Origin of the sequence: Microbulbifer flavimaris, assembly GCF_001641755.2 — a bacterium.
In the GTDB taxonomy this organism is placed as follows: domain Bacteria; phylum Pseudomonadota; class Gammaproteobacteria; order Pseudomonadales; family Cellvibrionaceae; genus Microbulbifer; species Microbulbifer flavimaris.
Window position 1 is genome coordinate 242,673 of sequence record NZ_LRFG02000005.1, and the last position, 14,231, is coordinate 256,903.

Genomic DNA, 14,231 nt, shown 5'->3' on the forward strand with positions numbered 1-14,231 from the left:
ACGGAGTACAACCGTGTATAAGCTCTGTGTGTATATCCCCGAGACCCACCTCGAGAAGGTGAAGCAGGCGTTGTTTGTAGCCGGTGCAGGTCGTATCGGCGACTACGACAGCTGTTGCTTCCAGGTGGCCGGTACCGGCCAGTTTCGGCCTCTTGAGGGGAGCCAGCCATTTATTGGTCAGCAGGGCGAGGTGGAGCGGGTATCGGAATACCGGGTGGAGATGGTCTGTGCTGATAACCTGGTGGACGGGGCGCTGGCCGCTCTGCGCGCCGCGCACCCCTATGAAGAGCCGGCTTTCGACCTCTGGAAACTGGACGATCGCTGTAACTGATTGCTCCCCATGCCGGATGATTGGCCTCCGATCAAGAGGGGCTAAAGTCCGGCCCTTTCCTCTTAATCCAGCGCAACAATAATGAAGAAAAAGGAGCGCGCCGTGAAATCCCCGGCAATTCCCATTGGCCCCGTCCTGCTAACCCTGTCGCTGCTGGTAGGGTGCCAATATTTTCCATTATCCAAGGACAGCCTGGCTGATGGCGTCGGCGAAGCACGTTTGCTCAGGCTCCCGTACACGAGTCGAGTGGATGGCTCAAGCCGCGAATATTTTGTCTATCTGCCGCGAGGGTATGGAGAGCAGCCGGAGAAGACCTGGCCAGTCCTGATGCACTTGCATGGCAACGGGGAGCGCGGTAACGGTGGAGATGATCTCGACTATACGCTGATCCATGGACCTCTTTACGAGGCCTGGATTCAGAAGCGTGACCTGCCATTTATTATCTTGGTCCCGCAGCTACACATGTTCGGGATGGACAAAAAGGTGAGCTACATTGCCAACCGCTCGCGTGACAGTATCCCGGATCGTCTCGCTGCCGGTGTACCAGAGCGCAAATATATCCAGCCTCGTGGCCGGATGAGTATTGGACAGCCGGTCTCAGGGTGGGATGAAATACCCGAGGGTCTGCCCTGGGGCTGGGAAAAAGTCGAAGCCGATTTGATTGCGATGCTCGATCATGTCAGCGAGCGTTACCGTGTGGATGATCACCGCATCTACCTGACGGGGCTCAGTTACGGCGGCTTTGGCAGCTGGTATATGGCCAGTCGCCATCCGGAAAAATTTGCCGCTGTGGCACCGGTGGTGGGCTGGGGCCATCCAAACCTGATGGCGCCAATTGCGCAGAATAAAGTGCCGGTGTGGGTCTTTGCCGGTGGGCGTGACCGAACGGTGGAAAAGTCTTATTTCTATGCCGGGGTGAATCGTCTCGAGGAGATGGGCGGTGAGGTTCGTTTTACCGTTCATGAAGACATGTCCCATGACGTCTGGCGCCGGGTCTACGAGGGGCAGGACTTGTATCAGTGGCTGCTGCAGCAATCCCTGGAAAAGTCGCCGTGAGCGTATTGCACGCGGAGAGTGGTCAGAGCTTGCGGGCAATAATGCCCCGATGAAGCCCAAATTGTCCGCGACGGCGGTCACTGAAATAGTGCTTCAGCGTCTCCGTCATAATCGGGAAGGCCATCTCATCCCACGGGATCTCTTCTTCCCGGAAGAGCTCGACTTCCAGGGATTCGGGGCCGGGCCCGAAATTGGTGTCGGTCAGTTCGCCCCGGTACACCAGGTACACCTGATTGATATGGGGGATATCGTAGACGGTATAGAGATCGTCCACGCGAATGCTCGCCCGGGCTTCTTCCCAGGATTCCCGCAGGGCGCCTTCCTCACTGCTCTCGCCATTTTCCATAAAGCCCGCCGGTAGGGTCCATAGTCCCAGGCGCGGCTCAATAGCGCGCTTGCATAGCAGAACGCGGTCCCCGAGATAGGGCATCACACCGACGATCACGCGTGGATTGATATAGTGGATGGCGCCGCACTCAATGCAGAGGTGGCGGGGGCGGTCGTCGCCCTCGGGAATGGCAAAGGAAACGGACGCACTGCCGCAGTGACAACAGAATTTCATGGCGTCAGTATACCCCGCTCACCCGCCGCCGTCAGTGCCTGTGGGGTGGTGGGGAGCGAAATGGTAGTTAGGCTCCTAGAAGTCGATGGGATCCCGCTTGATGGGGCAGGTCATGCAGTGGCCGCCGCCCCGCCCCCGGCCCAGCTCGGCACCAACAATCGTGACCACCTCGACCCCCTCTTTCCGCAGGGCGGTGTTGGTGGTGGTGTTGCGGTCGTAGGCAAATACGACCCCGGGTTTTGCTGCCACCAGGTTGTTTCCGCTGTCCCACTGCTGACGCTCGGCGACGTAGGCATCGCCTCCGGTTTCCACGACCCGCAGTTTCTTCAGGTTCAGCGCCTTGGCCACCACGTCCACAAAGGATTTGTTCTCCAGGGTAACGTGCAGCTTGCCTTTGCTGTCGCCGGGGCGCATCACCACCGGATGTACCTGATCCATGATTTCCGGATACAGCGTCACCAGATCCCGGTCGGCGAAGGTAAAAACCGTATCCAGGTGCATGGCCGACCGCAGCTTTGGCATGGCGGCAACGATGACCTGCTGGGCAGCTTCCTGTTCGAATAGCGCTGTGGCCAGCTGGGAAATGCCCTGTCGCGAGGTGCGCTCGCTCATACCGATCAGTACGACGCCATTGCCCACCGGCATGACATCGCCCCCCTCGACCGTAGCGAGCCCGAAGTTGATATCCGGGTCGCCCCACCACACATTGAACTTTTCTTCCGTAAAGCGGGGGTGAAATTTGTAAATCGCCGTGGTCAGGAAAGTCTCTTCTTTGCGCGCGGGCCAGTAAAGTGGATTCAGGGAGACGCCGCCATAAATCCAGCAGGTAGTGTCGCGGGTATAGAGCGTGTTGGGTAGCGGCGGCAGCAGGTATTCCGTGGCCCCGTGCGCCTCGCGAGCGAGTTCCACGAATTGCGACTGGGAGAATTCTTCAGGCAGGTCCGTGACCGAGACGCCACCGATTAGAAATTCCGCCAGTTTGCGGGGCTCCAGGCTTTCGAGATAGGCGCGGGTGTCCTCCATCAGGCTCAGGCCCACATTGTTGGGAGTCACCTTCCGGTCCAGCAGCCACTTTCTACCTGCGGGGATGGCAACGGTTTCTGCCAGCAGGTTGTGCATCTCGAGGACTTCGACATCAAGATCCCGCAGCTTGGTGATGAAATCAAAATGGTCCCGCTTGGCATTCTGTACCCAGAGGACGTCGTCAAACAGCAGGTCGTCACAGTTGGTCGGCGTCAGTCGCATATGGGCGAGGCTGGGTGCGCAGACCATTACAGTGCGCAGCTGGCCGACCTCCGAGTGAACCCCGAGTGTGGCTTCGGAATTTGTCCTGGCTTTGGCCATTGAAGCAGACCTCTTGTCAGAGAGTAATGGTACCGGTGGCAAGCCCGTAAACGCCGACGAGTGCGCCAATCATGATCAGTCCGAACAGCAGGAGCTCCGGTATCTTGAACAGGGAGAGCTTTAGTTCACGTCTGGCGAGGATGAAAAGAATGGTGCCGGGTGCGAAAAGAATGCAGGCGAGAAGGACATACTCGAGACCCCCGGCGATGATCATGAAGATGGCGTAGATCGTCGCAATCAGGGCAAACAGCAATTGACGGTTGCGCAGGCCATGGCGATCTGACTCATAGGTTTCCCCGCTGCAGGTAAGCTTGAGCCCGTAGCCCGCAACCAGAAGGTAGGGAATCAACGTCATGGAACTGGTCATTTCGAGGGTCAGGTCGAAGGCGTACTGGGCGAAGATGGTCAGGATAAGGAATGTCTGTACCAGGCCATTGGTCAGCCACAACGCGGTGGATGGAACCCCGTTCTTGTTTTCATGCCCGAAAGCTTTTGGCACAAGGTCATATTTTGAGGCAGAGAACAGCGCCTCTGCACAGAGCAGCGTCCATGCCAGGTAGGCACCCAGTACCGAAATAATCAGGCCGGCGCTGACAAACACAGCACCCCAGGTGCCGACAATCGCCTGCAACACACCGGCCATTGATGGTTGGCGCAGGTCGGCAATCTCAGGGCGCAGCATCACTCCGTAGGGCAGCAACGTAACCATGATCATCAAGCACAGCACGCCGAGAAAGCCCATCACCGTTGCCCAGCCCACATCTGCCCGGTTCTTCGCGTAACGGGAAAAGACGCTGGCGCCCTCCACTCCGATAAAGACGAAGACGGTGACCAGCATGGTCTTGCGAACCTGACTCATGACGTCGCTGAAGCTGTAATCGCTACCGCCCCAGAAGTTGTTTACAAACAGATCTTTCTGGAAGGCAACCGCCACGATGACGATGAAGATAATGATGGGAATGATCTTGGCGACGGTGACGATTTTGTTGATAAAAGCCGCCTGCTTGATGCCTCTGAGGATCATGAAGTGGATGGACCACAGAATCACTGAAGATACGGCGACAGCAGTGACGGTATTGCCTTCACCAAAGGCTGGGACGGCTGCACCGAGCGTGGACTTGATAAGCACGAAGTAGGTGGTGTTTCCCAGACAGCTACCAGCCCAGAAACCAAAGGCGGCCATAAAGCCGATGTAATTGCCGAAGCCCTCCTGGGCGTAGGTGAAGATACCGGCTTCCAGGTTGGGTTTGCGCACCGCCAGGAACTGGAACACGAAGGCCAGCATCAACATACCGGTACCGGCAATGGTCCAGGCAATCAGGGCGCCAAAGGGGCCGGTGGCATTGCCAAAGGTGGCCGGTAGGGAAAAGATACCCGCGCCGACCATGGAGCCAACCACCATGCCCATCATGGTCGTACGCGTCAGATTGTGCTCAGTTTCTGCAGACATGCGGGCCCACTTTGTCGGAGTTTCTGAGGTCAGTCTAGATGTCTGAATGTGCTTGGCAGATGAGACACAAGCATCGGTTAACGAGGTTCTCTGGCTATGCGAAATACGGCATCAATGGGTCGGAGCTGGTAGCAGACAAGGCAGACTTGAGCAAATGGGGCGAGGATTGTTACGCCAGTAACTGCCGTTCTGATTGCGATAGCGATGTGAGGTTACTGAGGGCCTATAGTTGAAGGTGGTGGGCCGGTCGATGAAAAAATGCTCTTCATCGTCCCGTTCGTAGTACACAGGGCATGGTTGGTAGTCGTGGCACGTTATTTATTGTTTTTCTTGCTCGCGGTTGGCCTGGTCGCCTGTGGCGATAAAGAACAGGCACAAGAGACGCCCCCACCTCCTTCAGTGGAGGTGGTGACGATTCGTGAGCACCAGGTGATCCCCCGCTTTGAGTATGTTGGCAAGGTGGAGGCAACTGATGAATATGAAGTGCGCTCCAGGGTTTCCGGGCATATCGAGAGCCGGCATTTCGTCGAGGGCCAACAGGTCCGGGAGGGCGAGCTGCTATACGTGATCGATCCCCAGCCTTTTGTGGCCAGGGTGGAAAACCAGCGTGCGAATTTCGCCCAGGCACAGTCGGCGCTGCAGGTGGCAGAGCGGAATTACCGCCGGGGCCTGCAGCTGGTCGAGACCGGTGCAATCAGTCAGGTTCAGATGGATGAGCTCAAGGGACAATTTGAGCAGGCAGAATCCCGGGTGCAGGCAATAGCCGCCGATGTGCGCAGCGCAGAACTTGATTTGTCCTACACCGAAATCCGTGCTCCCCTTTCAGGGCCGATCGGCCGCAGTGAGTTTCCAGAGGGGTCCCTGGTGGGACCGGATATCGAGATCCCGCTGACCACCATCGTGCGGATGGATCCGATTTTCGTCCGTTTCCAAGTGCCTGAATTTCAGCTTTTCTCCGTGCGAGCAGAAGAAGAGCAGCGGCGGGCGGAGGGCAGGGGACCCATCCGGCGCGATATCCGCATCAAGCAGCCCGATGGGGAGTACTACCCTCATCCCGGCGTGATTGAGTTCGTCGAAAACACGATCGACCCCTCCACCGGTACAGTCACCGCGCGCGTCAGTTTTCCCAACCCAAACCAGTTACTGGTGCAGGGTCAGTTTGCCAGGGTGTCGGTATGGGTTTTTCGTGGGGCTGAGTCTGTGAAGCCCCTGATTCCGCAGGTCGCAGTGCAGGAGGATATGCAGGGGTATTATTGCTTCGTCATCGGGCAGGAAAACAAAGCCGAAAAACGGTACCTCGAGCTTGGACAGCGAGAGGGTGTGCTGTGGGCCGTCAAAAAAGGGTTGAGTGGCGGCGAGCGAGTGGTGGTCAGTGGCCTGCAGCGCGTGGCAATAGGCAAGCCGGTGGATCCACAGCCACCATCACTGGACCCTTACAAAGACCTTGAAACGCGCACACCGCCGCCATTCCGTGAACGCCGTATCAAGCCCGAAGAAAGAACGCCTGAAGATGGTCTGCAGCGGTATCCGTCGGGAGTCGACGATGACTTCAAGTGAATATACGGATGAGCAGGGCATGACCGGAGTCCACGCATGATCAGTGCGTTCAGTATCCGGCGTCCGCGCTTTGCCTTTGTGATCTCAATCCTGATCACGCTGGCGGGCCTGCTGGCCTTGCCGTTGCTGCCGGTGGCGCAATTCCCTGATATTACACCGCCGACTGTGCAGGTACAGACGGTATATCCGGGTGCCAGTGCTGAAGTGATGCGCGATAGTGTGGCGGTGCCCCTCGAAGCCGCTGTCAACGGTGTCGAAGGCATGAAATATATGTCTTCCGTAAGTAGTAATGATGGTACTTATGCCCTGCGGGTGGTCTTTGAAAGTGGTTACGACGGCGACATTGCCCAGGTCAATGTGCAGAACCGCGTGCAGGAGGCTTTGCCCCAGCTGCCGGAGGAGGTGAAACGCGGCGGCGTCAAGGTACGCAAGAAATCCACCGACATGCTGTTGATCGTCAATATTTTTGCTGAAGAGGGGGCCAGTGAGGCGCTGGATGACCTCTTCCTGGCCAATTACGGCGAAATTTTTATCAAGGATGAGCTGGCCCGTGTGAATGGTGTCAGTGAGGTGCAGATCCTGGGGGCCCAGGATTACGCTATGCGAGTGTGGCTGAACCCCGATCAGATGGCAGCCCTCAATGTGACGGCGCAGGATGTCATTCAGGCGATTCGGGCGCAGAACGTTCAGGTGGCCGCGGGCAAGATTGGCGCTGCGCCAGCCAAGGAGGATCAGAAGTTTGAATATGCCGTGATCGTGCGTGGTCGTCTGGCAAAAGAGGAAGAGTTTGCCAATATCAGCATCCGCTCCAGAGCCGATGGTAGCATATTGCGTCTGGGCGATGTGGCCCGGGTTGAGTTGGGCAGTCGCTACTACGGGGCGTTTGGCCTGCTCGATGGTCAGCCGTCAACCGTAATGGGTATCTTCCAGCTGCCAGAAGCCAATGCGGTCAATGTGTCACAAGATATTCACGCGCGCCTCGACGATTTGCGTCAGCGCTTTCCAGAGGGGCTGCGGGCAGAAATTCTTTACGATACCACTCAGTTTGTAGAGGCCTCTATCAATGAAGTGGTAGAGACACTGATCATCGCCATGATTCTGGTAATCATTGTGGTGTTCGTATTCCTGCAGGACTGGCGCGCCACTCTGATTCCAGCAATCGCCATCCCGGTTTCCCTGATCGGTACCTTTGCCGCGATGTATGCGCTGGGAATGACGATCAATACTGTTACTTTATTTGCCCTGATTCTTGCGATCGGTATCGTCGTCGACGATGCAGTTATCGTAGTGGAAAATACCCAGCGCCTGATCCAGGAGGGCATGGCGCCCAAGGGAGCGGCACTGAAGTCCATGAATGAGGTCACCGGCCCGGTGATCGCCACTACGGCAGTATTGTTGGCGGTATTCGTCCCCGTAATGCTGATGCCTGGCCTCACCGGTAAGATGTACCAGCAGTTTGCGATCACCATTTCCGTATCTGTGCTGATTTCCAGTATCAACGCGCTGACGCTGAGTCCTGCGCTTTGTTCCCTGTTGCTAAGGAAGCAGGAGGGAACCGGAGAAGAGGGACAAAAAACGGGCGGGGTATTCGGTTTCTTCAATCGACTGTTGGAGGTGCTGTCGCGAACTTACACGGGGATAGTGGCTTTTTTTGTCGGGATTCCCCTGCTTGGTTTGGCTACCATCGCCGGCGTCGCGCTGTTGTGCTGGTACCTGTTCTCGGCTGTGCCAACCGGTTTTGTTCCGGATGAGGACAAGGGCTATTTCATGATGCATGTGCAGTTGCCCGATGCCGCCTCGATCGAACGCACCGAGCCGGTTGTCGATCTGATTACAGAAAAGGTTCTGGAGCAGGATGGTGTTGCCCATATTATCGCGGTTCCGGGCTATAACCTGTTATCAAATACCCTGGCCTCAAACGCTGCATTGATGATCGTGTTGCTGCATCCCTGGGAGGAACGCACGAATCCTGAATTGTTCCAGCAGGCAATCATGCAGCGTGTGCAAAAGCAAATGGGAGCTATAACCTCCGCATCCGTTGGTGCCTTTCCCGTGCCGGCATTGCCGGGACTTGGCGCTGTTGGTGGCTTCTCCTTTATCCTTGAGGATCTGCAGGGCGGGAGTATCACGGCGTTGGCCGAGGCGATGAAAGAGTTACTCGAGGCAGCCAACCAGCGGCCGGAAATCGCCACCGCCTATACCACTTACCAGTCGGCCACACCACAGCTGAGACTGGTCATCGACAAAGATCGCACCCATACGCTGGACCTGCCGCTGGAGAATGTCTATACGACGCTGCAGGCCTATCTCGGCGGTATCTATGTGAATGATTTCAATCGGTTCGGTAAGGTTTTCCGGGTGCTGGTGCAGGCGGATGCGCAATTCCGTAGCGATGAGGCAGTTTTAAGTGGCTTCTTCGTGCGCAATCGCGGGGGTGAGCTGGTACCGATGAATGCGTTGGCGCAATTCGAGCCGATGGTGGGGCCTCTCAGCATCAACCGCTACAACCTCTATAACAGTATCAATATCAATGGTAGCCAGGCCCCGGGGTATTCAAGTGGTGATGCCATGAGGGCGATGGAGGAAGTTGCCGAACAGTTACCCCAAGGGTATAGCTTTGAATGGACAGGGTCGAGTCTCGAGGAGATCGAAGCTGGCAATATGGCACCGATCCTTTTCTCTCTCGCCCTGATTTTTGCCTACCTGTTCCTGGTGGCGCAGTATGAAAGTTGGGCGATACCAGTCGCGGTTTTATTGGCGGTGCCGATCGCCATCGCCGGTGGTATGTTTGCAGTGTGGATCATGGGGGGGGAAAACAATCTTTATACGCAGATCGGCGTGGTGCTCCTCATTGCCATGTCGGCCAAGACCGCGATCCTGATGACAGAATTTGCTGTGGTGCAGCGTCAGGAGAAGGGGTTATCGATCACCGACTCTGCACTCGAAGCTACCCGTTTGCGCCTGCGTGCCGTATTGATGACCGCACTCTCATTTGTACTTGGTATTTTTCCCCTGGTAATCGCGACCGGCGCCGGTGCAGCGAGTCGGGTGTCTCTTGGCCTCGTCGTCCTGGGTGGCATGGTAGCTGCCAGTGTCTTCTCCACTTTTCTTGTGCCGATCTATTTCGCGCTGGTGCAGCGGCTGCGGGAGTGGGTCAAAGGTGGGCGAGGGAAAGACAACGTCAGCGTCGAGAAAACCCTGGAGACGTGAGCTCACCGCCCTTGGGGGGAGTTCCCATTCTCACATCGCCCGTGATCATCTGCCTGTAGATGCATACATGGCGGAAAAAGCCCGGCGCAGGATAGAATGACAGAGGGACACATTCAGGAGCGAGATCGCCACGAGCGCTTGTGGTGGGTGATGCGAAAATAATTTGATGCTGAAAAAGATTGAGGAAAAATTTTCCGAGCTTCGGACAAGGCTGGAGGGCAAAGTTGCAAGCGGCAATGAGCTGACTGGCCACGCAGCCGTATTGCTGGCCCTCACGGACGAAGCCGACCCGCAGGTCATATTGACTTTGCGTTCGCAACATCTCTCCACGCATTCTGGTGAAGTCTCCCTGCCGGGCGGACGGTGGGAGCCAGGCGATCGCTCCCTGAAACACACCGCTCTGCGCGAGACGGAGGAGGAGATTGGCCTGCCCCCGGAAGAGGTGCGAGTGCTCGGCCCGCTATGGCCGCGTACCACGCGTTGGGATGTGCGTGTGACACCGTGGTTGGGGATTATATCGCCGCAGGTAAGTCTGTCCCCGAATCCAGGGGAGCTCGATGCGATTTTTCGCGTACCCCTCTCGTTCTTCCTCGAGGACCCGCGCATTCGCACCGATCGCATCGTAATAGATGAGCACGCCATCTATCTCCCGGCCTACCAGTTTCAGGACTATGAAATCTGGGGCTTTACCGCCGGTATCCTGACCGAGTTCCTGACGCGGGTGCTCGGCGCGCGTATCGAGCACAGTGACGACGTCCCGTTGCGGGCCCTGAACTAACAGCTCTGCATTCCGGCTCTTGATCCGGCTGCGGGCTGTGTTCCGAAGCCTTGGAGTACCCCTCTGGCAGTAGACCCCTTGGGGCCTATAATGGCCGCCATTATCCCGCGAGCTTGACCATGCCCAGACCCAAGTCTGATGTTCCACTGAGTGAGGTGCACTGGGGTGCACTGAAAACCCTGTTTCCCTACCTGCTGGAATTCCGCCGTGCGGTGATCCTGGCGCTGCTGTGCCTGGTGGGGGCGAAGCTGGCCAGCGTGGGCCTGCCATTTCTGCTCAAACACATCGTCGATGACCTGGATAATGCCGGAGGTGTGGCAGCTGCAGCGGCGCTGCCTCTGGGTCTTTTACTGGCTTATGGCGCGGTGCGCTTTTCCAGTGTGTTGTTTGGCGAGCTGCGGGATACCATCTTTGGCCGTGTCACCGAGCGCGCCCAGCGTCGGATCGGACTCGAGGTCTTCGAGCATCTGCACAAGCTGGATCTGGATTTTCATCTCAACCGGCGCACCGGCGGACTCTCACGAGATATCGAGCGGGGCAATGCCGGCATCGGCTTCCTGATGCGCTTCATGGTTTTCAATATCGTGCCGACACTACTGGAAATCGGCATGGTGGCAGGGCTGTTATGGTGGAACTACAGTGGTGTCTTTGCCCTGCTGGTGCTCGGTGCGGTGGTCATCTATATCGGCTTTTCTGTGGTGGCGACCGAGTGGCGGACCCGCTTTGTACGGGAGCTGAACCAGGCCGAGAGCCAGAGCAGCAGCCGGGCCGTCGATAGCCTGCTGAATTATGAAACGGTGAAATATTTCGGCAATGAGAACTACGAGGCGGGCCATTACGATAACGAACTGGCTTTCTGGGAACAGGCGCGTCGCAAGAATCGCCTGTCACTGTTTGGGCTAAACGCCGGTCAGGCCCTGATCATCGCCAGTGCCATGAGCGCGGCCATGATTCTGGCGGCGATGGGGGTTATCAGTGGGGATATGACCATTGGTGACTTCGTGCTCATCAACGCGTTTATGATGCAGATCTTTATTCCGCTGAATTTTCTCGGCTTCGTCTACCGGGAGATGAAAGGCTCGCTGGCCAATATCGAAAAGATGTTCTCATTGCTGCGTGTGGCGCCGGGTATTGAAGACACGAGTGATGCCGCAGAGCTGCAGGTGAAAGAGGGGCGCATCGCCTTCGAGGATGTGCATTTCGCTTATCGTGCAGACCGAGAGATCCTCAAGGGGGTCAGTTTCACTGTGGCGCCGCAACAGAAAGTGGCCATCGTCGGTGCCAGTGGGGCCGGCAAGTCGACCCTGTTCAAACTGCTGTTCCGATTCTATGACCCGACGGCGGGTCGCATCACCATCGATGGTCAGGATATTCGCACCGTCAGCCAGTCTTCCCTGCGTGCAGCCATTGGTGTGGTGCCGCAGGACGCGGTGCTGTTTAACCAGTCCATCCTGGAGAATGTGCGCTATGGCCGTATCGATGCCCGCGATGACGAAGTGATGGCAGCTATCCGCCACGCTCAACTGGAAGACTTCGTGCGCGAGTTGCCGGAGGGGGTGCATACCATGGTTGGTGAGCGTGGCCTGAAACTGTCCGGTGGTGAAAAGCAGCGGGTCGCCATCGCCCGCGCGCTGCTGAAACATCCGCCTATCATGGTCTTTGATGAGGCCACCTCCTCCTTGGACAGTCGCTCGGAGCAGGGCATTCTCGGTGCGCTGCGACAGGTTGCCAGTGAGCAGACAACCCTGGTGATTGCCCACCGGCTCTCCACGGTGGTGGATGCGGATGTGATCCTGGTACTCGACCGCGGCCGGGTGGTGGAGCGGGGTTCTCACAGTCAGTTGCTGGCCGAGGATGGGCACTACGCGGGCCTGTGGCAGCTGCAGCAGGAGGAGCGTCGCAGTGCCGCCGATACCAACCAGGCCGGCCGCTGAGCGCTGCCGCCCGCCCCCGCTGTTGTCTTGATAAAAATCCGGTAGCGCCTTAATGTGGCGCCGGACCAATGAAGATAACAGGCAGGATTTCCATGAAAACCGCTAAGATCACTGCTGCACTGCTGGCGTTAGCGCTGGTAAGCGCCTGCTCCCCCCGCGATGAGCAGCAATCCCGCACCGCAGAAGAAGCCCCGACCGCGCAGGCCGAGGCCCAGACCGAGACCGAGACCGAGACAACCCCTGAGCAGACTGGCCCGCAGGAGGGCGAAAGCACTTCCAGCGATCGCTTCGACATCTACGTACCGGTCGAGCTGAGTGCGGATCTTTCCGACCTCTCTGACGACCAGCGGCAGATGATTGCCAAGCTGATCGATGCCAGCGAAATCATGGACCGCCTGTTCTGGTTGCAGTCCTTTGGCCCGGCCGATGACCTGCTGCCGAAGATCGATGACCCTGCCAAGCGCAAGTTTGCCGATATCAATTATGGTCCCTGGGACCGGCTGAACAACAACGAAGCCTTTGTGGAGGGGTACGGCCCGAAACCGCTCGGCGCGCAGTTCTACCCGGAGGATATGACCAAGGCTGAATTCGAGGCCTGGGAACAGCCCGGCAAGGACGGCCTATACTCCCTGGTGCGCCGCGATGACAAGGGCAACCTGCAGCTGGTGCCTTACCACGAAGCCTACAAGGCAGACCTGGAGAAAGCCGCACAGATTCTGCGCGAGGCTTCTGAACTGGCCGAGGATGAGCAGTTTGCCAACTACCTGAGCATGCGCGCCGACGCTTTGCTGAACGATGACTTCCGTCCCAGTGATATGGCGTGGATGGATATGAAGGACAACGAGATCGACGTGGTGATCGGCCCCATCGAGAACTACGAGGATCAACTGTTCGCCTATCGCACCGCCTATGAATCCTATGTACTGCTGAAGGATATGGAGTGGAGCGAGAAGCTGGCCAAGTTTGCCGCTTTCCTGCCCGAGCTGCAGAAGGGCCTGCCGGTGGACGAGAAGTACAAGTCCGAGGTGCCCGGCACCGACTCTGACCTGAACGCTTACGATGTTCTCTACTATGCCGGCCACAGCAATGCTGGCTCCAAGACCATCGCCATCAACCTTCCCAATGATGAGGAGGTTCAGCTGGCCAAGGGTACCCGTCGCCTGCAACTGAAAAATGCCATGCGCGCCAAGTTCGACAAGATCCTGGTGCCCATCAGCGAGGTACTGATCGCCGAGGACCAGCGTAAGCACATCACCTTCCCGGCCTTCTTCTCCAACACCATGTTCCACGAAGTGGCACACGGCCTCGGCATCAAGAAGACCGTGACCGATGGCGCGAATGTCCGTCAGGCGCTGAAGGAGACATCGTCTGCGCTGGAAGAGGGCAAGGCAGATATCCTCGGCCTGTACATGGTGACCCGTCTGCACGAGAAGGGAGAGATCGAGGAAGGCGAGCTGATGGACAACTACGTCACTTTCCTTGCCAGCATCTTCCGCAGTGTGCGTTTCGGTGCTGCCAGCGCCCACGGCAAGGCGAATATGATGCGCTTTAACTACTTCAAGGAGCAGGGCGCCTTTACCCGCGACCCCGAGACCGGTCACTACAGTGTCGATTTCGACAAGATGCAGGAAGCCATGACCAGCCTCTCCAACCTGATCCTGACCATTCAGGGTGATGGTGACTACGAAAAGTCCAAGGAGCTGCTGGAGGGCAAGGGTGTGGTCGGTGAAGAGCTGCAGGCAGACCTCGATCGCCTCGCTGACGCCAGCATTCCCGTGGATGTGACCTTCACTCAGGGCAAAGAGGTATTGGGGCTGTAAACGCTGCTCCGACCCCTGGCTTGAAAAAGACTCGGCTCCGGCCGGGTTTTTTTATTGATGCACTTTCAGCATTTCAGCATTTCAGCGGACCCGTGGGACGGTAGGACCGGGACGATGATGTTCTTGATGATCCGGAAATTGGTCGAACCAATGGCAAAAAAAGCCCCGGTGTTTACCGGGGCCAGAGAC

Annotated in this window: 10 protein-coding genes; 7 read left to right on the forward strand and 3 right to left on the reverse strand. The window is 57.5% G+C overall.

Features of this window, described 5'->3' with window-relative positions:
* The first annotated feature begins 13 nt into the window (after positions 1 to 13).
* The gene (locus AWR36_RS13930) at positions 14 to 331 is read left to right on the forward strand and encodes a Nif3-like dinuclear metal center hexameric protein (RefSeq protein ID WP_067086126.1); all 318 of its coding nucleotides are present in this window, start codon (positions 14 to 16) and stop codon (positions 329 to 331) included.
* 102 nt (positions 332 to 433) lie between these two features.
* Positions 434 to 1,387 (forward strand): carboxylesterase family protein, encoded by a 954-nt coding sequence (locus AWR36_RS13935; RefSeq protein WP_231745344.1) that lies wholly within the window; start codon positions 434 to 436, stop codon positions 1,385 to 1,387.
* Positions 1,388 to 1,409: 22 nt separating this feature from the next.
* Here AWR36_RS13935 and AWR36_RS13940 read toward each other — a convergent pair whose 3' ends face one another.
* From AWR36_RS13940 to AWR36_RS13950, 3 genes are all read right to left on the reverse strand, one after another.
* Positions 1,410 to 1,949 carry an NUDIX hydrolase gene (locus AWR36_RS13940; protein ID WP_067086132.1) on the reverse strand — a complete coding sequence of 180 codons (540 nt, stop codon included), beginning with the start codon at positions 1,947 to 1,949 and terminating at the stop codon, positions 1,410 to 1,412.
* A 75-nt stretch (positions 1,950 to 2,024) separates the two neighbouring features.
* On the reverse strand, positions 2,025 to 3,293 hold the full coding sequence (arcA, locus tag AWR36_RS13945) for an arginine deiminase (protein WP_067086135.1): 1,269 nt from the start codon (positions 3,291 to 3,293) through the stop codon (positions 2,025 to 2,027).
* 16 nt (positions 3,294 to 3,309) lie between these two features.
* A complete protein-coding gene (locus AWR36_RS13950; protein ID WP_067086139.1) occupies positions 3,310 to 4,743 on the reverse strand; it encodes a basic amino acid/polyamine antiporter in 1,434 nt (477 codons plus the stop codon).
* A 306-nt stretch (positions 4,744 to 5,049) separates the two neighbouring features.
* On the opposite strand from AWR36_RS13950, the gene AWR36_RS13955 reads away from it, so the two are divergent.
* From AWR36_RS13955 to AWR36_RS13975, 5 genes are all read left to right on the forward strand, one after another.
* Positions 5,050 to 6,300 carry an efflux RND transporter periplasmic adaptor subunit gene (locus AWR36_RS13955; RefSeq protein ID WP_231745345.1) on the forward strand — a complete coding sequence of 417 codons (1,251 nt, stop codon included), beginning with the start codon at positions 5,050 to 5,052 and terminating at the stop codon, positions 6,298 to 6,300.
* A 36-nt stretch (positions 6,301 to 6,336) separates the two neighbouring features.
* On the forward strand, positions 6,337 to 9,510 hold the full coding sequence (locus AWR36_RS13960; RefSeq protein ID WP_067086145.1) for an efflux RND transporter permease subunit: 3,174 nt from the start codon (positions 6,337 to 6,339) through the stop codon (positions 9,508 to 9,510).
* 166 nt (positions 9,511 to 9,676) lie between these two features.
* Positions 9,677 to 10,288, forward strand: a complete 612-nt coding sequence (locus tag AWR36_RS13965; protein WP_082679617.1) for an NUDIX hydrolase — start codon at positions 9,677 to 9,679, stop codon at positions 10,286 to 10,288.
* A 119-nt stretch (positions 10,289 to 10,407) separates the two neighbouring features.
* Positions 10,408 to 12,222: an ABCB family ABC transporter ATP-binding protein/permease gene (locus AWR36_RS13970; RefSeq protein ID WP_067086148.1), complete on the forward strand. Its 1,815-nt coding sequence runs from the start codon at positions 10,408 to 10,410 to the stop codon at positions 12,220 to 12,222.
* A gap of 92 nt (positions 12,223 to 12,314) precedes the next feature.
* Positions 12,315 to 14,042, forward strand: coding sequence for a dipeptidyl-peptidase 3 family protein (locus AWR36_RS13975; protein WP_067086151.1), 1,728 nt, complete (start codon positions 12,315 to 12,317; stop codon positions 14,040 to 14,042).
* The last annotated feature ends 189 nt before the right edge of the window (positions 14,043 to 14,231 follow it).

Bases quoted from the DNA above. Each gene is read 5' to 3' on its own strand.
- AWR36_RS13965 (WP_082679617.1), top strand. From the start codon at position 9,677: ATGCTGAAAAAGATTGAGGAAAAATTTTCCGAGCTTCGGACAAGGCTG.
- AWR36_RS13975 (WP_067086151.1), top strand. From the start codon at position 12,315: ATGAAAACCGCTAAGATCACTGCTGCACTGCTGGCGTTAGCGCTGGTA.
- AWR36_RS13940 (WP_067086132.1), bottom strand. From the start codon at position 1,949: ATGAAATTCTGTTGTCACTGCGGCAGTGCGTCCGTTTCCTTTGCCATT.
- AWR36_RS13950 (WP_067086139.1), bottom strand. From the start codon at position 4,743: ATGTCTGCAGAAACTGAGCACAATCTGACGCGTACGACCATGATGGGC.
- AWR36_RS13970 (WP_067086148.1), top strand. From the start codon at position 10,408: ATGCCCAGACCCAAGTCTGATGTTCCACTGAGTGAGGTGCACTGGGGT.
- AWR36_RS13960 (WP_067086145.1), top strand. From the start codon at position 6,337: ATGATCAGTGCGTTCAGTATCCGGCGTCCGCGCTTTGCCTTTGTGATC.
- arcA (WP_067086135.1), bottom strand. From the start codon at position 3,293: ATGGCCAAAGCCAGGACAAATTCCGAAGCCACACTCGGGGTTCACTCG.